Source organism: Actinomadura macrotermitis (assembly GCF_009604375.1).
Taxonomy (GTDB): domain Bacteria; phylum Actinomycetota; class Actinomycetes; order Streptosporangiales; family Streptosporangiaceae; genus Spirillospora; species Spirillospora macrotermitis.
The window spans coordinates 434,337-451,473 of sequence record NZ_WEGH01000001.1 but is presented as its reverse complement, the minus strand read 5'-3'; the positions used below and the strand labels follow the sequence as shown (position 1 = coordinate 451,473).

Below are 17,137 nucleotides of genomic sequence, written 5' to 3'. Positions count from 1 at the left end.
AGAACGACGCGCCCGTTGGCAGGTTGCGACGTTTGCGCGCCGCCGCCGCGCCGGTAGGGGTAGGTGCATGCGGCTGCGGATCGGCATCGACACCGGCGGGACGTTCACCGACGTCGTGGCGCTGGACGAGGACACCGGCGCGCTCGCCACCACCAAGACCCCGGCCACCCCCGCCGATCCCGCCGCCGGGTTCGCCGCCGGCCTGGCCAAGGTCCTGGACCTGCTCGGCGCGGCCCCCGGCGACGTCGCGGCGCTCGCGCACGGCACCACCGTGGCCACCAACCGGCTGCTGGAGGACCGCCTGGACGGCCTCGGCCTGGTCACCACCGAGGGCTTCGAGGCCATCCTGGAGATCGCCCGGCAGAGCGTCCCCGACGGCTACGGCAACAGCTATTTCTGGGTGAAGCCGCCGCGGATCGTCCCGGCGCACCGGGTCCGCGCGGTCGGCGGGCGGCTGGACCACACCGGCGCCGAGGTGCGGCCGTTCGACGAGGCCGGCGCCGCCGTGGTGGCCCGCTGGTTCCGCGAACAGGGCGTCGACGCGATCGGCGTGTGCTTCCTGCACTCCTACGCGAACCCCGCGCACGAACTGGCGATGCGCGAGGTGCTGCGGCGCGAGCACCCGGCGGCGGTGGTGTCGCTGTCGTGCGAGGTGCTGCGCGAGTACCGCGAGTACGAGCGGACGGTCACCACGCTCGTCGACGCGGCCGTCAAGCCCGTGGTGAGCCGCTACCTCGCCGCGGTCGCCGAACGGGCGCCCGCGCCGCTGCTGGTGATGGCGAGCAACGGCGGGGTGGTGCCCGCCGCCGAGGCCGTCCGGCGCCCGGTCGGCACCGTCTTGTCGGGCCCGGCGGCGGGGGCGCTCGGCGCCGCGTTCGTCGCCGCGCGCGCCGGGCACCGCGCGGTCGTCACGCTGGACGGCGGCGGCACCTCCACCGACGTGGCGGTGGTGCGCGGCGGCGAACCGGGGCTGACGACCGAGGGCGCGGTCGGCCGGCACCCGGTGCGCGTCCCGATGGTCGACATCGTGACGGTCGGCGCGGGCGGCGGGTCGGTCGCCGCGCCCGCGCCCGGCGGCGGCGTGAAGGTCGGGCCGCGCAGCGCGGGCGCCGACCCCGGCCCGCTCTGCTACGGCCGGGGCGGCACCGAGGTGACGGTGACCGACGCGCACGCCGTCCTCGGCCGCATCCCGCCGCACCTGCTCGGCGGCGAGGTGCCGCTGGACGTGGCCGTCGCGCGGGCGGGCGTCGCGGAGCTGGCCGCCGGGCTCGGCCTGACGCCCGAGCGGGCCGCCGCGGGCGTCCTGGAGATCTCGGCGTGGAACCAGGCGAACGCGATCCGGCAGATCACGGTGCGGCGCGGCCTGGACGTCCGCGACCACCCGCTGGTCGCGTTCGGCGGCTCGGGGCCCCTGCTGGCCTGCCGGCTGCTGGACGTCCTCGGCCTCGGCACCGCCCTCGTCCCGCCCGACCCGGGGAACCTGTCGGCGTTCGGGCTGCTCACCGTCGACGTCCGCGACGACCACGTGCGCACCTGCGTGGACCGCGACCCGGCCGCGGTCGAAGCGGTCTTCGCCGAACTGGAGGAGCAGGCGTCGGCCGCGCTCGCCCGCGCCGGGTTCGGCCCGGCCGAGCGCCGCTTCGCACGCTCGGCCGACCTGCGCTACGCCGGGCAGGCGTTCGAGGTGCGCGTCCCCGCCGACGCCGGCGACGTCGCCGCGCGCTTCCACGACGCCCACGAGGCGCTGTACGGCTACTGCGACCGCGCCGCCCCGGTGGAGTGGGTCAACCTGCGCGTCACCGGCATCGGCCCGATCGCCCGCCCCGAACCGCGCGGGCACCCGCCCGGCGACGGCGATTCGAGCCGCGCCCGCACCGGCACCCGCCGCGTCCACTTCGACGACTGGACCGACGCCGCCCTGTACCGCCGCGAGTCCCTCGCACCGGGCGACGAGGTCGAGGGGCCCGCCGTCATCGAGGAGTACGGCTCGACCCTGCCCCTGCACCCGGGCTTCCGCGCCCGGGTCGACCCCCACGGCAACCTGGTGGTGACGCGCGCATGAGTGACACCGATCCCATCCTGGTGGAGATCGTCGAGGGGACGCTGGCGTCGGTGGAGCGGGAGGTGGAGACCGCGATCGCGCGCACCGCGCGGTCGCCGATGATCCGCGACGCGCACGACTTCCGGGCGGGTGTGCACGACCGGCGGCTGCGCAAGCTGACCGGCCGCTCGTATTCGGCGCTCGTCCAGCCGGTCGTCCGCGACTTCCCGCTGGAGACGATGCGGCCGGGCGACGTGTACTTCCACAACGACGTCTACCTGTCCGAGGGCGGTATCGGGCATCTGCCGGACCTGTGCGTCACCGTGCCGGTGTTCCACGACGGCGAGGTCGTGGCGTTCGTGCAGGCGTTCGGGCACCACGACGACATCGGCGGCGCGGTGCCCGGGTCGATGCCGGGCCATGCGCGCAGCGCGTTCGAGGAGGGGCTGATGGTCCCGCCGATCAAGCTGTGGGACCGGGGCGTGCCGAACGAGGCGGCGCTGCGGATCATGACGCGCAACTCGCGGACGCCCGAGTCGCTCGCCGGCGACCTGGCCGCCGAGTGCGCGGCGTGCCTGATGGGCGCGCGGCGGCTCGGCGAGCTGTTCGCCCGCTACGGCCGCGCGGACGTGGAGGCGTGCTTCGACGCGATCATCGAGCGGACCACCGCGACGTTCCGCCGCGAGCTGCTCGCCCGGATCCCCGACGGGACCTACGTGTGGGAGGACTACGCCGAGCACGACGGCGTGGACCCGCCCCGGCTGCACGCCCAGCGCATCACGCTGACCGTGGACGCCGCCGCCGAGGCGCCGCTGCTCATCGACTTCACCGGCACGTCCCCGCAGGCCAAGGGCCCGATCAACCACGCGGGCGACTACGCCGGCGGGGTGTTCCTGAAGAAGTGGCTGGCGCCGGTGCTGCGGAATCTGGCCGCGACGCCCGAGCGGGCCGCCGAGCTGGACGTCAACGAGGGCGTGGTGCCGCTGATCGAGATGCGGTTCCCGGAGAAGGGCACGCTGCTCACCCCGGTGTTCCCGGCGCCGACCAACGCCCGCACGTTCGTCATCCTGCGGCTGCTCGGCGTCCTCGCCGGCGTGCTGGCCAAGGCGACCGGCGGCCGGATGCCCGCCGACCAGGAGACGATCCGCTACACCGGCGTGTACGGGGAGGACGAGCACGGCCCGTACCTGATGCGCGAGGTCCTCGGCGGCGGCTCGGGCGGCCGCCACTACGCCGACGGCGAGGACACCGTCCACGTGGTGCCCGACTCGCGCAACATCCCGGTCGAGTTCGCCGAGGCGCGCTGGCCGCTGCGGGTCGAGCGGCTCGGCCTCGCGGTGGACTCGGGCGGGCCGGGGGAGCGCCGGGGCGGTCTCGGCTACGACAAGCACATCCGGATGCTGCGCGACGCGCACTACATGTCGATCGCGGACCGGTCGATCCTGTCGTGCTGGGGCGTGAACGGCGGCCGCGCCGGGCGCCCGTTCCGGGTGGAGGTGGACGGCGTGGAGATGGACGGCCTCGTCGACGACCACCCGGTGAAGGCCGGGCAGATCATCCGCATCCGCACCACCGGGGGCGGCGGCTGGGGCGACCCGCTCGCCCGCGACCCGGCGGCCGTGGCGGACGACGTCCGCGACGGCAAGGTCTCCCCGCAGGGCGCCCGCGACGACTACGGCGTCGTGCTCGGCGACCCGGCCGCGACCGCCGCGCTGCGGTCCCGGCTGGCCGCCGAGCGGGGCCCGGCGCCGTTCTTCGACCGCGGCCCCGGCTTCCCCCGCCTGGCGGGCGGCCGGACATCCGCCGACGTGGACGCGCCGGACTGACGGAGGCCGCCGCTACGGTCGGACCCATGACGATCCGCCGTGCCGTGCCGAACATCCGCTCCGAGTCCCTGGAGGAGAGCCGCGACTTCTACGGCCTGCTCGGGTTCGAGGAGGTCATGAACCTGGGCTGGGTGATGACGCTCGCCTCGCCGTCCAACCCGACGGCCCAGGTCTCCTTCATGACCTCCGAGGACCCCGCCGAGCACGCCGACATCAGCGTCGAGGTCGACGACGTGGACGCGGTGCACGCGGCCCTCGCGGCCCGGGGCGCGCAGATCGTGTACTCGCTGCGGGACGAGGAGTGGGGCGTGCGGCGGTTCTTCGTCCGCGACCCGAACGGCCGCGTGATCAACGTGGTGCAGCACCGCTAACCGCGGAGCCGTATGTCGGCGCGTTCGCGGGTGCGGTCGGCGGCGAAGTGGGCCGCCTCGCGCGCGGCCCAGCCGTCCCAGGCGGCGGCGTGGGCGGCGCCGTCGCGGGCGAGCGCGCGGGCGCGCCGGACCGCGCGGGGCGCGTCGATCCAGATCCGCAGCGCGGCCGGCGACCCGCGCCAGGCGGCGCCGACCCCGTCCAGGACGAGGGCGGGCGCGACCGGGATCCGCTCGGCGGGGCCGTAGGCGTCGCGGCGCCAGTCGTAGCGGCGCAGCAGGCCCGGCCGGCCCTGCGCCAGCGGGTCCAGGACGGCGTGCCGCAGCGGCTCCCACCAGGTGAGCGGGTCGGCGTCCCAGGGGACGCGGAAGTCGTCGGAGCCGACCAGCGGGACGTCGCCGAGCGCGGCGGCGAGGGCCCGCGCGAACGTCGACTTGCCCGCGCCGCTCGGCCCGTCCACCGCGACCAGGCGCACCGGCCCGCACGAGGGCGGCAGCGCCGCCACCCGGGCGGCGAGCGCCGGGCGGATGATCGGCGGTACGGGCATACCGGCATACTTCCAGGGAGTCATCCAGGGAAGGAGCGCGGCCATGCCCGGACCGCTCGACGGCGTCGTGGTCGTGGACCTCAGCCGGGTGGTGGCGGGGCCGCAGGCCACGATGACGCTCGCCGACCTCGGCGCGCGCGTCATCAAGGTCGAGCAGCCCGGCACCGGCGACGAGACGCGCGGCTGGGGGCCGCCGTTCGCGGACGGCGTCAGCACCTACTACCTGTCGGTCAACCGCAACAAGGAGTCCGTCGAGCTGGACCTGAAGTCCGCCGCGGGCCGCGACGTGCTGACCCGGCTGGTGGAGCGCGCCGACGTGCTGGTGGAGAACTTCCGGACCGGCGTCATGGACCGGCTCGGCTTCGGCGTCGCGCGGCTGCACGAGCTGAACCCGGCGCTGGTGATCCTGTCGATCACCGGGTTCGGGCACGACGGCCCCGAGGGCGGCCGGCCCGGCTACGACGCGATCGTGCAGGGCGAGGCGGGGATCATGAGCGTGACCGGGCCGCCCGGCACGCCGAGCAAGGTCGGCCTGTCCATCGCCGACATCCTGGCGGCCGGCAACGGCGTCGCCGGCGTGCTCGCCGCCCTGTACGAGCGGACCCGCACCGGGCGCGGGAGCGTCGTGCGGACCTCGCTGCTGGCCTCGGTGGTCGGCGCGCACATGTTCCAGGGCACCCGCTGGACGGTCGCCGGGGACGTCCCCGAGTCGGTCGGCAACGATCACCCGTCCATCGCCCCCTACGGCACCTTCGCCTGCGCCGACGGCGTCCTGCAGATCGGCGTGGCCAACCAGGGCCTGTGGCGCAGGTTCGCGCCGCTGGCCGGCCTGGATCCCGACGACCCCCGCTACGCCACGATCCCCGACCGGGCGTCGCGCCGCGCGGAGCTGACCGCCGAGATCGAGAAGGCGCTGGCCGGCGGCACCCGCGCCGAGTGGCTGGCCCGGCTGGACGCGGCGGGCGTCCCGGCCGGGTCGATCCGCTCGATCGACGAGGTGTACGAATGGGCGCAGACCCGTTCGCAGGGGCTCGTCGTGGAGGTCGACCACCCCGAGCTCGGCCGGATCGAGCTGCCGGGGCCGCCGATCCGGTTCGACGGCGCCCCCGCGCGCGAGCACACCGCGCCGCCGCTGCTCGGCGAGCACACCGCGGCGGTCATGGCCTGGCTGGAGGAGGACGAGTGATGGAGCTGCTCGGCGGCGCGGGACCCGACCAGGCCGCGGCGGTGCGGATCGGCGACCGCGTCCTGTCCCGGGGCGAGCTGCTGCACTGGGCGTCGGCGGTCGCCGCCGAGATCCAGGGCGCCCCGGCCGTCGCGGTGCACGCGACCGCCTCCGCCGAGACCGTCGCGGCGGTGCTCGGCGGGCTGCTGGCCGGGGTGCCGGTGGTGCCGCTGCCGCCCGACTCCGGGCCCGCCGAGCGCGCCCACATCCTCGGCGACTCCGGCGCCCGGCTGCTGCTCGCCGCGCGCGGCGCGTACGAGCCGGGGGAGGAGGACCCGCCGCTCGTCCCGGTGGACGCGCTGCCCCGTGACGGCGCCCTCGCGCACGCCGAGCCGTCCCCGGACGCGACCGCGCTGATCCTCTACACCAGCGGCACGACCGGCCCGCCCAAGGGCGTGCTGATCTCCCGCGCCGCCATCGCCGCCGGCCTCGACGCGCTCGCCGAGGCGTGGGCGTGGACGGCCGCCGACACCGTCGTGCACGGCCTGCCGCTGTTCCACGTGCACGGCCTGGTCCTCGGCGTGCTCGGCCCGCTGCGCGTCGGGTCGCCGCTGGTGCACACCGTCCGCCCGCACCCCGAGGCGTACGCGGCGGCCGGCGGGTCGCTGTACTTCGGCGTCCCCACCGTGTGGTCGCGGATCGCGGCCGACCCCGCCGCCGCCGGGGCGCTGCGCGGCGCCCGGCTGCTGGTGTCGGGCAGCGCGCCGCTGCCGGTGCCGGTGTTCGAGCGGCTGGAGGCGCGGTCGGGGCACCGGCCCATCGAGCGGTACGGGATGACCGAGACCCTGATCACCGTCAGCACCCGCGCGGACGGCGAGCGCCGCCCCGGGCACGTCGGCCTGCCGCTGCCGGGGGTGGAGACGCGCCTGGCCGCCGAGGACGGCGCGCCCGTCGCGCACGACGGCGAGACGCCCGGCGAGCTGCACGTCCGCGCCCCGATGATGTTCGGCGGCTACCTCGGCCGCCCCGACGCCACCGCGGCGGCGTTCACCCCCGACGGCTGGTTCCGCACCGGCGACATCGCGGTGATCGGCCCGGACGGCTGGCACCGCGTCGTCGGCCGCGCCTCCACCGACCTGATCAAGAGCGGCGGCTACCGGATCGGCGCCGGCGAGGTGGAGAACGCGCTGCTGGCGCACCCGGCGGTGCGCGAGGCCGCGGTGGTCGGCACCCCGCACGCCGACCTCGGCGAGCAGGTCACCGCCTACGTGGTCGCGGACGGCGCCGGCGCGGACGAGCTGATCGCCTTCGTCGCCGCGACGCTGTCGGCGCACAAGCGCCCGCGCGAGGTGCGGCTGGTGGAGTCGCTGCCGCGCAACGCCATGGGCAAGGTGGTGAAGTCCAGGCTCGGCTAGCCCGCCAGCCGGATCGTGGTGACCGGCCCCGCCGCCGACACCTGGACGCGGTCGCCGAGCCGGGCCGTCAGGCCGTCCGGCAGCACCGACGCGGGCCGCCCGTCCGGGGCCTGGACCCGGCAGACCAGCGCCGCCCCCTCCGGCCACACCCGCACCGTCGCGCCCCGGCCCGCGGCGCCGAGCCCGGCCGCGACCTCACCGGCGGCGATCACCAGCAGCGCCGCCCGGTTGCCGATCACGCCGTGCCGGGCGGCCTGCGCCGCGACGAACGCGCACACCGCGGCCGGGTCGCCGCGGTACTCCAGGACCGGGACCCCCGCGGGGGGCTCCTCGGCAGCGGCCTCTAACGGTGCCGGCTCCATGCTCGTTGCGGTCCCTTCCTCGACGGAGTTGAATTATCACCGAGAGTGAGCCCGGCCGCACGGTATCCGCGCGGGCGGATCCGGCGCACCCGTGGTGACCAGCGCCGACGCCCCGTCCCGGCGCGTCATGGGACGCCGGCCGTCAGGGCAGCAGCACGGGCAGCAGCGTGCCGACCAGTGCGGCGGCGGCCGACTCCGGGAGCTCGTCGCCCTCGGGCCCTTCGGACACGTACCGCAGAAAGCCCTGCTGGAAACAGGCGCCGAGCAACAGCGCGGCGGCGGCGCCGACATCGGCGCCCGCCGCGACCCGGCCGAGGTCGCGCTCGGCGGCCAGGTAGGACTCGAGCCCGCGCAGCGGCATGTGCGGGCCGGTGCCGAGCTCGCGCATGGCGTCGCGGGTGGCGGCCATCAGCGCGGGCTGGGCCGCCATGGACGCCATCATCGGGAAGGCCCGCTGGTAGAAGCGCAGCGCGCCGTGCACCGTCGCGACCAGGTTGGCCTCCACCGTCGCCGCGCCGGGGACGAGCGTCTCGCCGAACGGCGGCATCCGCTCCTTCAGCACCTGTGCGAGCAGTTCGTTCTTGTCGCGGAAGTTCTTGTACAGCAACGCCTCCGAGCAGCCGGCGGCGCGGGCGATCTCCTTGGTGGTGGCCCGGGCGACGCCCTGGCTCCGCATGATCTCGGCCGCCGCGTCCAGGATCCGCTCGCGCGCGTTCATGTGCCCCCTTGACAGGTGAGTGGATGCTTACCCATCCTAGGGGTGAGTGAACATTTACTCACCCCTACGGGAGGCACCCGATGAAGCTCACCGTCCTCGGCGCCACCGGCGGCACCGGCGTGCAGGTCGTCCAGCGCGCGCTGGACGATGGACACCAGGTCACCGCCATCGTGCGCGACCCCGCCAAGCTCCCCGCCGGCCTGCGCGACCGCGCCGAAGTGGTCACCGCCGACGTCCGGGACGCCGCCGCGCTCACCCCCCACGTGCAGGGCCGCGACGCCGTCATCACCGCGCTCGGGACACGGGAGGGCCGCGCGCCCACCACGATCTGCACCGACGGCGCGCGCGGTCTGATCGAGGCCATGCGCGCGGCCGGGACGTCCCGGCTGCTGCTGGTCAGCGCGAGCGGCCTCGCCGCCGACTCCGGCGACGGCCCGGTCACCCGCTACGTGTTCAAGCCGCTGCTCCAGCGGGTGCTCAAGGAGAACTTCACCGACCTGCGCAGGGCCGAGGAACTGGTGCGCGCCTCCGGCCTGGACTGGACGATCGTCCGCCCGCCCCGCCTGCTGAACGGCCCCGCCAAGGGCGCCTACCGCAGCACGGTCGACCGGAACGTGCGCGGCGGCCGCACCATCCGCCGCGCCGACCTCGCCGCCGCCCTGCTGGACCTGGCGCCCGGCACCGGCAACGTCGGCCACGTCGTCTGCGTGGCCGGCTGAGCGGTCAGAGCACGTCGCGGCGCCGGTGCGCCAGCGACGGCACCAGCGCCCGGACCTTGCCGGTCACCGCCGGATCCAGCTCGGCGACCCGGACGCCCGGGTGCGGGCCGAGGTCGGCCACGACCACGCCCATCGGGTCGATGAGCTGGCTGCGCCCGACCCCGCCGGGCGCGCCGCGCGGCGGCCGGGACCGGTCCGGCGCCTTGTCCACCGCGACCACCCAGGTGGTGTTCTCGATCGCGCGGGCCCGGATCAGCGTGGTCCAGTGCTCCTCCTTGAACACCCCCTGGGCCCAGGCCGCCGGGATCGCCAGGATCTGCGCGCCCCGGTCGACCAGCGCCCGCGCCAGCTCGGGGAACCGCACGTCGTAGCAGGTGACGACGCCGATCCGGGTGCCCGCCAGGTCCAGCACGACCGGCTCGTCACCGGCCGCCACGTCCTCGGACTCGCGGTCGCCGAACGCGTCGAACAGGTGCAGCTTGCGGTAGGAACCGGCCAGCGCGCCGTCCGCCTCGATCCCGACGACGGTGTTGTGCACGCGGCCGTCGCCGGCCGGCTCGAACACCCCGGCGATGACGGCGGTGCGGTGCGTGCGGGCCGCGTCGCGCAGCGCGGTGACGAACGGCCCGTCCAGCGGCTCGGCGAACCGGGCCAGCTCGTTGCCGAACCGCACCTGCGACGCCTCGGGGAAGACCGCGAGATCGGCCTCCGGCGCGCCGGCGAGCGCGTCCAGCATGCGTTGCAGGTTCTCCTGGGGATCGTCGCCGACCTCGATCTGGCACAGGGCTACGCGCATGACCCCATTGTGCACGGGATGACATCTGTCATCACGATCCGCTGACAGCGGCTTCTACCGGGCCGCGCGGCCGGTCGGCACGCTTGAGGGCATGGACGAACCAGCCATCCGGGTCACCGATCTGCACCGCGGCTACGGGGACTTCGAGGCCGTCGCGGGCGTGTCGTTCGAGGTCGGCGCGGGCGAGCTGTTCGCGCTGCTCGGCACCAACGGCGCCGGCAAGACCACCACCCTGGAGACCCTGGAGGGGTTCCAGGCCGCCTCGTCGGGGACCGTCCGGGTCCTCGGCCACGACCCGTACCGCGAGCGCCGCGCCGTCCGCCCGCAGATCGGGATCATGCTCCAGGAGGGCGGCTTCTTCGCCGACCTCACCGTCGCCGAGACCGTCGGCCACTGGCGCGGCTTCACCCGCCGCCCGCGCGGCCGCGACGAGACGCTCGCCCTCGCCGGGCTGGCCGACCGGGCCGGCGTGCGGGTCCGGCAGCTGTCGGGCGGCCAGAAACGCCGCCTGGACCTGGCCCTGGCGCTGCTCGGCCGCCCCCGGGTGCTGTTCCTGGACGAGCCGACCGCCGGCATGGACCCCGAGGCCCGGCACGCCACCTGGCGGATCGTCCGCGACGTCGTCGCGGGCGGCACCACCGTGCTGCTCACCACCCACTACCTGGAGGAGGCCGAGCGGCTGGCGGACCGGCTGGCGATGATGCACCGCGGCCGGATCGCGCTGACCGGCACCGTCGCGGACGTCCTGGCCGGGCACGGCGACCGGATCGTCTTCACGCTGCCCGCCGCCCTGCCGGCCGCCGCCCTGCCGCCCCTGCCCGGCGGCGGCCCGCCCGGCATCACGGTGGACGGCGGCGGCGCCGTCGTCACCTACGCCGTCACCGGTGCGCGGCTGCAGCACGCCCTGCACGCGCTGCTGCGCTGGGCCGACGAACGCGACCTCGCGCTGGAGGGGTTGCAGGCCCGCAGCGCCTCCCTCGAAGACGTCTTCCTGCGCACCGCCGAAGGAGCCGCCCTGTGAACGAGACGACGACCGGGCTGCTGCGCGTCGCCCGCCTGGACCTGACCCTGCTGTGGCGCAACCGCAACGCCCTGTTCACCGCCACCGGCCTGCCGGTCATGTTCGCCGTGCTGCTGGCCCCGATGCGGGGCGAGCAGGCGGAGGGCGTGGACGTCGCCCTGCTGCAGGGCTCGGGCTACCTCGGCTTCTTCCTGGTCTTCGCGGTGTTCATGAACCTGGTGACGGTGTTCACCGCCCGCCGTGAGGACCTCACCCTCAAGCGGCTGCGCGGCACCGCCCTCGCCGACGGCACCATCCTCGGCGGCAGCGTGCTGCTGGCCGCCGTCCTGTACCTGGTCCAGGCGCTCGGACTGCTGGTCGTGCTCGCCGCGTCGTTCGGCGGCCGGACGCCGGCCGACCCGCTGCTGATGCTCACCGGGATGGTCCTCGGCGCCGCGGTGTTCGCGCTGCTGGCGCTCGCGCTGTCGGGGGTCACCCCCACCAGCGAGATGGCCCAGCTCACCGCCGTGCCGATCATGTTCCTGTGCATGATGGGCGCCGGCGTGATGTTCCCCCTGCAGGCCCTGCCGCAGGCCGCGCAGGAGGCCGCCCGGTGGGTGCCGCTCAGCCCGGTCGTGGAGATCGTGCGGACCGGCTACTTCGGCCAGGACCACTTCGCGCACGGCACGCATCCCGAGGTCGGGTTCCTGGGGGGCTGGGCGGCGGTCGCGCGCTCCTTCGCCGTCCTCGCCGTCTGGCTCGGCATCGGGCGCTGGCTCGCCGCCCGCTGGTTCCGCTGGGAACCCCGCCGCGGCTGACCCCGCTACGCTGCGGCAGAACAGGAGGAAACCCACCCATGGACACCGCGACGTCGGCCGAACTGGAGGCCAGGGACGCCCGGCGGCTCAGCAACTACCGCCAGGTGACCTACCGCTCGTTCCTGTTCGCCGGGGCGGGCTTCCTCGGCCCGTGCCTGGCCGCCCTGATCCAGCCCTACAGCGACGGGAGGATCGGCGTGCCGCTGCTGGTCGCCGGCCTGGCCGGGCTGGTGGTGATGGGCTGGTGCTACCACCGGCTCGTCAAGCGGGCCCTCGGCGGCGGCGTGACCCGGCGCGACGTGCTGGCCAGCGGCGCCGTCGCGTTCGCGCTCACCCTGATGATGTTCAGCAACCCGCTGTGGTGCACGGTGCCGCTGGTGTGGTCCTCGGCCCTGGCGCTGTCCCCGATGGACCGGCGCCGGCTCGCCGCGCTCTGCCTCGGCACCTCCGCGGTCGTCACCGCCGTCGGCACCGCCGCCGCCCCGCACTGGGGCGACGGCGGCACCCGGCCCTGGTGGGCCGCGCCCGTGATGTTCGCGATCTACACCGCGGTCAGCGCGTTCGTCATCTACATCAACCGCTACCAGCGGCGCATGTGGGACCTGCACCAGGAGGCGCACGCCGCCCGCGAGGCCCTCGCCCGCGTCGCGGTCACCGAGGAGCGGCTGCGCTTCTCCCGCGACCTGCACGACCTGCTCGGGCACAGCCTGTCGCTGATCGCGGTCAAGAGCGAGCTGGCCATCCGGCTCGCCGAGGCCGACCCCGATCGCGCCCGCGCCGAGATGGCCGACGTGCGCCGCGCCGCCCGCGACGCGCTGCGCGAGGTGCGCGCCGCCGTCCGCGGCTACCGCGCGGTCGAGCTGGACGCCGAGCTCGCCGGGGTGCGCGCCGTCCTGGAGGCCGCCGGGGTGCGCTGCGAGACCGGTCCGCTGCCCGACGGGCTGCCGGCCGAGGCGCGCGCCGTGCTGGCCTGGGTGATCCGCGAGGGCGCCACCAACATCATCAAACACAGCGAGGCCCGCCGCTGCGCGATCACCCTCACCCCCTACGGTGGGGGCGTGGTGCTGGAGATGGACAACGACGGGGTGCGCGGCGCCTCCGCCGACCCCGGGACCGGCCTCGCCGGGCTGACCGAGCGGATCGCCGTGGTCGGCGGCACGCTGACCGCGCGGCGGCACGGCCGCGACGGGTTCCTGCTGCGCGCCACCGTCCCGGTGCCGGACCCGGTGCCCGCCGGGAGCCCCGCGTGATCACCGTCCTGCTCGCCGACGACGAGCGGCTCATCCGCGGCGCGGTCGCCGCGCTGCTCGGCCTGGAGGACGACCTCACCGTCGTCGCCGAGGTCGGCCGCGGCGACGAGGTCGCCGCCGCGGTCGCCGCGCACGACCCCGACGTGGCCGTCCTGGACATCGACATGCCCGGCGCCGACGGCCTCACCGTCGCCGAGCGGCTGCGCGACGCCGGCGCCCGCTGCGCGGTGTGCATGCTGACCAGCCTGGCCCGCCCCGGCTACCTGCGCCGCGCGATGGCCGCCGGGGTCCGCGGCTTCGTCGCCAAGGACGCCCCCACCGAGGAGCTCGCCGCCGCCATCCGCAAGGTGCACGCGGGCGGCCGCTACCTGGACGCCGAGCTGGCCGCCAGCGCGATGGCCGCGGGCGACAACCCCCTCACCGAACGCGAACGCGAGATCCTCCGCCTGATCGGCGCGGGCACCGACACGGCCCGCATCGCGACCCTGCTGCACCTGTCGGAGGGCACCGTGCGCAACTACCTGTCCACCGCGATGGCCAAGCTCGGCGAGTCCAACCGCGTCGCCGCCGTCCGCGCCGCCCGCGAGATGGGCTGGGTCTGATCCGCCCGGTTAGGGTGAGGGTGTGGGAGAGCCGCTGGTACCGCGCATGCAGGGTTTCGGAACGACGATCTTCGCGGAGATGTCCGCACTGGCCACGGCGACCGGGGCCATCAATCTGGGGCAGGGCTTCCCCGACTCCGACGGGCCGCCGGCGATGCTGGAGACCGCCGTCGAGGCGATCCGGGGCGGCCTCAACCAGTACCCGCCCGGCCCTGGCCTGCCCGAGTTGCGCGAGGCCGTCGCCGAGCAGCGGCGCGGCCGGTACGGCCTGTCCTACGACCCGGCCACCGAGGTCTACGTGACCGTGGGCGCGACCGAGGGCATCGCGGCCTCGGTGCTCGCCCTCGCCGGGCCGGGCGACGAGGTCATCGCGTTCGAGCCCACCTACGACTCCTACGCGGCGACCGTCGCGCTGGCGGGCGCGGTGCTGCGGCCCGTCCTGCTGCGCCCGGTGGAGGGCCGCTTCACCTTCGACCCCGACGAGCTGCGTGCCGCCGTCGGCCCCCGGACCCGGCTGATCCTGGTCAACTCCCCGCACAACCCGGCGGGCACCGTGTTCACCCGCGCGGAGCTGGAGACGATCGCGGCGGTCTGCCGTGAGCACGATCTGATCGCCGTCACCGACGAGGTGTACGAGTACCTGACCTTCGACGGCGCCGAGCACGTCCCGCTCGCGACCCTGGAGGGGATGCGCGAGCGGACGGTCACGGTGTCGTCGGTCGGCAAGACCTTCTCGGTCACCGGCTGGAAGACCGGCTGGATCACCGCGCCCGCGCGGTACGTCCGGGCCGTCCAGACGGTGAAGCAGTTCCTCACCTACGCCACCGGCGGTCCCTGGCAGCACGCCACCGCGTACGCGCTGCGCAACGAGCTGCCCTGGGTGGAGGACCTGCGCAAGTCCCTGGAGGGCAAGCGGGACCGGCTGATCACCGGTCTGGAGGCCGCCGGGTTCACCGCCTACCGCCCGCAGGGCACCTACTTCGTGCAGGCCGACATCCGCCCGCTCGGCTTCACCGACGGCATGGCGCTGGCCCGGGAGTTGCCGGCGAAGGCGGGCGTCGTGGCGATCCCGACGCAGGTCTTCTACCAGCGCCCCGAGGCCGGGGCGCACTTCGTCCGGTTCGCCTTCTGCAAGCAGGACGAGGTCATCGACGAGGCGGTGCGGCGGCTGGCGGCGCTGCGCCCCTGAGTGCGGCGGTTCAGGCGCCCGGCGGCGCCTCGGCCGGCTCGGCGGGGGCGGTGGCCGGCGCGTTCAGCTTCTCGACGCGGAGCAGGCCGAGGATGCGGGCGCGCATCCGGTTGCGCATCCACAGCAGGATCGCCACCGCGATGAAGATCGGCAGCAGCCGGGCGAGCTCCGAGTCCCCGAGGCCCGTCAGCGCGACCAGCAGCGAGCCGAGCCCGACCACGGCCAGGGTGGCGCCGGCGAGCGGCAGGGCCTGGCGGCGCGGCGAGCGGGCCAGGACCGTGCGGGCGTAGCCGACCGCGACGGCCCGGACCGCCGGGTCGGCGATCGGCTCCTCGGCGGCCAGGACCTCGGCGCGGGTCTCCTTCGGCAGGGCGCGCCAGGCGGCGCCGGCCGCGCGGCCTTCGGGGACGGACGGCGCGCCGGGACTCGGCTGCATATGGGGCTCCTCCGGCACGTTCTGGGATCTTCCGTGCCGAAGTGTAAACGCAGGGGCCGGGTCGGGATTACCTCACGACAACCAACCCCGACCCCCGACGGGAGGGCCCGGTGGACGAATCCGAGAGACGCTTCACCGCCCTGTACGACGCGCACCACCGGCGCGTGCTGGCGTACGCGCTCACCCACGCCGAGCCGCACACGGCCGAGGACATCGCCAGCGAGACGTTCCTGATCGCCTGGCGCCGCCTGGACGACCTGGGCGACCCGGCGCTGCCCTGGCTGCTCGGCGTCGCCCGCAACCTGCTGCACAAGCAGCGGGACAAGGGCGCGCGGCGGCAGGTGCTGGCGGCGCGGATCGCGGCGCTGAGCGGCCCGGCGGACCAGGCCGCCTGGGACGTCGCCGACCACGTCGTGGCGCGGCACGACGCGCTCGCGGCCGTCGCGGCGCTGTCCGAGCGCGACCTGGAGGTGCTGGCGCTGGTCACCTGGCACGGGCTGGAGCCGCGCGAGGCCGCCCGGGTCGTCGGCTGCTCGGCGGCGGCGTTCTTCGTGCGGCTGCACCGCGCCCGCAAGCGCCTCGCCCGGGCCTTGGAATCCGGCCCGGCCGCCCCCCACCCCACCCTGGTCGCCGAGAAGGCGGCCCGATGACCTTCGGAGCGAAGATGAACCGCACCGACGCGGAGCACGCCTTCCGCGCCCTGAAGCCCGCCGCGCTGGAGCGGACCGCGGACGAGATCCACGGCCGGCGGCGCGACACCGACCTGGCCCGCGCCATGCAGGACACCATGGGGCGCGAGCCCCGGCCGGCCCGCACCCGCTCCCGCCGCCCGATCCTGGTGATCGCGGGCGTCACGGCGGCCGGCGTCGCGGCCGCGGGCGCGGCCGTGCTGACGGCCGGGGACGGTGGCGGGTCCCACCGCGGGCCCGCCACCGTCGCGCAGGCCCCGCTGGACGCCCGGACCTTCCTGCTGACGGCCGCGCACACCGCGGAGAAGGCGCCCCTCACCACCGGCGCCTACTACTACAACCGCGAGCGCGAGCAGGCGCTGATCCGGTTCCTCGGCAAGCGTTCCAGGCGCGCCATGCCGACCGGGAATGCCGAACTGGCGAAGCTGCTGCCGTTCCACGTCGCGTACGTGACCAAGTCGCAGGACTCCTGGAACGCGCGGCGCTCGCCCGGCCTCGCCCGCACCATCGTCGGCATCGACCGGAAGATCACCTTCAGGTCGGCCGCGGACGAGGCCGCCTGGCGCGCGCTCGGCTCGCCGGAGCTGGAGGACTGGTCGGCCAAGCCGCACACCAACAACTACGACTTCCGCGACATCAAGCCGTCCGCGAGCCAGCGCCGCGACGACCCGGGGGAGATCGCCAAGCTGCCCGCCGACGAGAGGAGCCTGACGATCCTGCTGCACCGCTGGCACGACTCCGACGAGAAGGCGGCGAGGGGCCACGACGGCGTCGGGACCGGCATGAGCTACACCGACACGGTGTTCTCCATGGCGCCGAACCTGCTGTCGGGGGCGGCCCGTCCCGGCACCCGCGCCGCGTTCTTCCGCATCCTGGCCGGCGAGCCCGGCATCACCCTGGTCAGGGACACCACCGACCTGCTCGGCCGCCCGGCGGTCGCGCTCGTGCAGAAGGAGGGCAAGAAGCGGGAGCACCGCTACCTCATCGACCCCGCGACCACCCGCTACCTCGGGCACGAGGCGTACATGCCGGAGAAGCCGGACGGCCCGCCGGTGCGCATGCTCGCCTCCGCGATCCAGGCCGAGGGCTGGGTGAGGTCCCTGGGCGCCCGCCCCTGAACCCGGCGGACTTGCCGAACGGCCGGGGCCGCTTGGGCGGATTTCGCCCATGAGACCCTGGCCGTACGGCGGTTACC

General features: G+C 75.6%; 18 protein-coding genes. 13 read left to right on the top strand and 5 right to left on the bottom strand.

Annotated features, from left to right (window positions below):
- Window positions 1-67 precede the first annotated feature (67 nt).
- From ACRB68_RS01990 to ACRB68_RS01980, 3 genes are read left to right on the top strand one after another with little or no spacing between them, the layout of a single operon-like run.
- Window positions 68-2,062 carry a hydantoinase/oxoprolinase family protein gene (locus ACRB68_RS01990; RefSeq protein ID WP_153530578.1) on the top strand — a complete coding sequence of 665 codons (1,995 nt, stop codon included), beginning with the start codon at window positions 68-70 and terminating at the stop codon, window positions 2,060-2,062.
- A complete protein-coding gene (locus ACRB68_RS01985; RefSeq protein ID WP_153530577.1) occupies window positions 2,059-3,867 on the top strand; it encodes a hydantoinase B/oxoprolinase family protein in 1,809 nt (602 codons plus the stop codon). Before ACRB68_RS01990 ends, ACRB68_RS01985 begins: the two co-directional genes overlap by 4 nt.
- 26 nt (window positions 3,868-3,893) lie before the next feature.
- Window positions 3,894-4,238, top strand: a complete 345-nt coding sequence (locus ACRB68_RS01980) for a VOC family protein (protein WP_153530576.1) — start codon at window positions 3,894-3,896, stop codon at window positions 4,236-4,238.
- On the opposite strand, the gene ACRB68_RS01975 is transcribed toward ACRB68_RS01980, so the two are convergent.
- Window positions 4,235-4,783 carry a uridine kinase family protein gene (locus ACRB68_RS01975; RefSeq protein WP_153530575.1) on the bottom strand — a complete coding sequence of 183 codons (549 nt, stop codon included), beginning with the start codon at window positions 4,781-4,783 and terminating at the stop codon, window positions 4,235-4,237. The two genes, ACRB68_RS01980 and ACRB68_RS01975, sit on opposite strands and share 4 nt — an antisense overlap.
- Window positions 4,784-4,826: 43 nt before the next feature.
- Here ACRB68_RS01975 and ACRB68_RS01970 point away from each other — a divergent pair, with 43 nt between their 5' ends.
- Window positions 4,827-5,969 carry a CaiB/BaiF CoA transferase family protein gene (locus ACRB68_RS01970; RefSeq protein WP_153530574.1) on the top strand — a complete coding sequence of 381 codons (1,143 nt, stop codon included), beginning with the start codon at window positions 4,827-4,829 and terminating at the stop codon, window positions 5,967-5,969.
- Complete coding sequence (locus tag ACRB68_RS01965) at window positions 5,969-7,363, top strand: acyl-CoA synthetase (RefSeq protein WP_153530573.1); 1,395 nt, start codon at window positions 5,969-5,971, stop codon at window positions 7,361-7,363. Before ACRB68_RS01970 ends, ACRB68_RS01965 begins: the two co-directional genes overlap by 1 nt.
- Here ACRB68_RS01965 and ACRB68_RS01960 read toward each other — a convergent pair.
- Together ACRB68_RS01960 and ACRB68_RS01955 are read right to left on the bottom strand one after the other, a co-directional pair.
- Window positions 7,360-7,725 (bottom strand): hypothetical protein, encoded by a 366-nt coding sequence (locus ACRB68_RS01960; RefSeq protein WP_153530572.1) that lies wholly within the window; start codon window positions 7,723-7,725, stop codon window positions 7,360-7,362. The two genes, ACRB68_RS01965 and ACRB68_RS01960, sit on opposite strands and share 4 nt — an antisense overlap.
- Before the next feature lie 142 nt (window positions 7,726-7,867).
- Window positions 7,868-8,443, bottom strand: a complete 576-nt coding sequence (locus tag ACRB68_RS01955; RefSeq protein WP_153530571.1) for a TetR/AcrR family transcriptional regulator — start codon at window positions 8,441-8,443, stop codon at window positions 7,868-7,870.
- 80 nt (window positions 8,444-8,523) lie between these two features.
- Between ACRB68_RS01955 and ACRB68_RS01950 the strand changes: the two genes are divergently transcribed.
- Window positions 8,524-9,162: an NAD(P)-dependent oxidoreductase gene (locus tag ACRB68_RS01950; protein ID WP_153530570.1), complete on the top strand. Its 639-nt coding sequence runs from the start codon at window positions 8,524-8,526 to the stop codon at window positions 9,160-9,162.
- A 4-nt stretch (window positions 9,163-9,166) separates the two neighbouring features.
- Here the strand turns inward: ACRB68_RS01950 and ACRB68_RS01945 are convergent, their stop codons facing one another.
- Complete coding sequence (locus ACRB68_RS01945; RefSeq protein WP_153530569.1) at window positions 9,167-9,958, bottom strand: carbon-nitrogen hydrolase family protein; 792 nt, start codon at window positions 9,956-9,958, stop codon at window positions 9,167-9,169.
- Between the two features lie 91 nt (window positions 9,959-10,049).
- Between ACRB68_RS01945 and ACRB68_RS01940 the strand changes: the two genes are divergently transcribed.
- The 5 genes from ACRB68_RS01940 to ACRB68_RS01920 are packed head-to-tail and all read left to right on the top strand — an operon-like array spanning window position 10,050 to window position 14,817.
- Window positions 10,050-10,979 (top strand): ABC transporter ATP-binding protein, encoded by a 930-nt coding sequence (locus ACRB68_RS01940; RefSeq protein ID WP_153530568.1) that lies wholly within the window; start codon window positions 10,050-10,052, stop codon window positions 10,977-10,979.
- The gene (locus ACRB68_RS01935) at window positions 10,976-11,776 is read left to right on the top strand and encodes an ABC transporter permease (RefSeq protein ID WP_194293174.1); all 801 of its coding nucleotides are present in this window, start codon (window positions 10,976-10,978) and stop codon (window positions 11,774-11,776) included. The genes ACRB68_RS01940 and ACRB68_RS01935 overlap by 4 nt, the downstream gene beginning before the upstream one ends.
- A gap of 38 nt (window positions 11,777-11,814) precedes the next feature.
- Window positions 11,815-13,026, top strand: coding sequence for a histidine kinase (locus ACRB68_RS01930; RefSeq protein ID WP_235958700.1), 1,212 nt, complete (start codon window positions 11,815-11,817; stop codon window positions 13,024-13,026).
- Window positions 13,023-13,628, top strand: coding sequence for a response regulator transcription factor (locus tag ACRB68_RS01925; RefSeq protein ID WP_328593626.1), 606 nt, complete (start codon window positions 13,023-13,025; stop codon window positions 13,626-13,628). Before ACRB68_RS01930 ends, ACRB68_RS01925 begins: the two co-directional genes overlap by 4 nt.
- A 22-nt stretch (window positions 13,629-13,650) precedes the next feature.
- On the top strand, window positions 13,651-14,817 hold the full coding sequence (locus ACRB68_RS01920; RefSeq protein ID WP_328593625.1) for a pyridoxal phosphate-dependent aminotransferase: 1,167 nt from the start codon (window positions 13,651-13,653) through the stop codon (window positions 14,815-14,817).
- A gap of 10 nt (window positions 14,818-14,827) precedes the next feature.
- On the opposite strand, the gene ACRB68_RS01915 is transcribed toward ACRB68_RS01920, so the two are convergent.
- Window positions 14,828-15,253, bottom strand: a complete 426-nt coding sequence (locus ACRB68_RS01915) for a hypothetical protein (protein ID WP_153530565.1) — start codon at window positions 15,251-15,253, stop codon at window positions 14,828-14,830.
- 110 nt (window positions 15,254-15,363) lie between these two features.
- On the opposite strand from ACRB68_RS01915, the gene ACRB68_RS01910 reads away from it, so the two are divergent.
- Together ACRB68_RS01910 and ACRB68_RS01905 are read left to right on the top strand one after the other, a co-directional pair.
- Window positions 15,364-15,903, top strand: a complete 540-nt coding sequence (locus ACRB68_RS01910) for an RNA polymerase sigma factor (protein ID WP_328593624.1) — start codon at window positions 15,364-15,366, stop codon at window positions 15,901-15,903.
- The gene (locus tag ACRB68_RS01905; RefSeq protein WP_153530564.1) at window positions 15,900-17,060 is read left to right on the top strand and encodes a CU044_5270 family protein; all 1,161 of its coding nucleotides are present in this window, start codon (window positions 15,900-15,902) and stop codon (window positions 17,058-17,060) included. The genes ACRB68_RS01910 and ACRB68_RS01905 overlap by 4 nt, the downstream gene beginning before the upstream one ends.
- Window positions 17,061-17,137 lie beyond the last annotated feature (77 nt).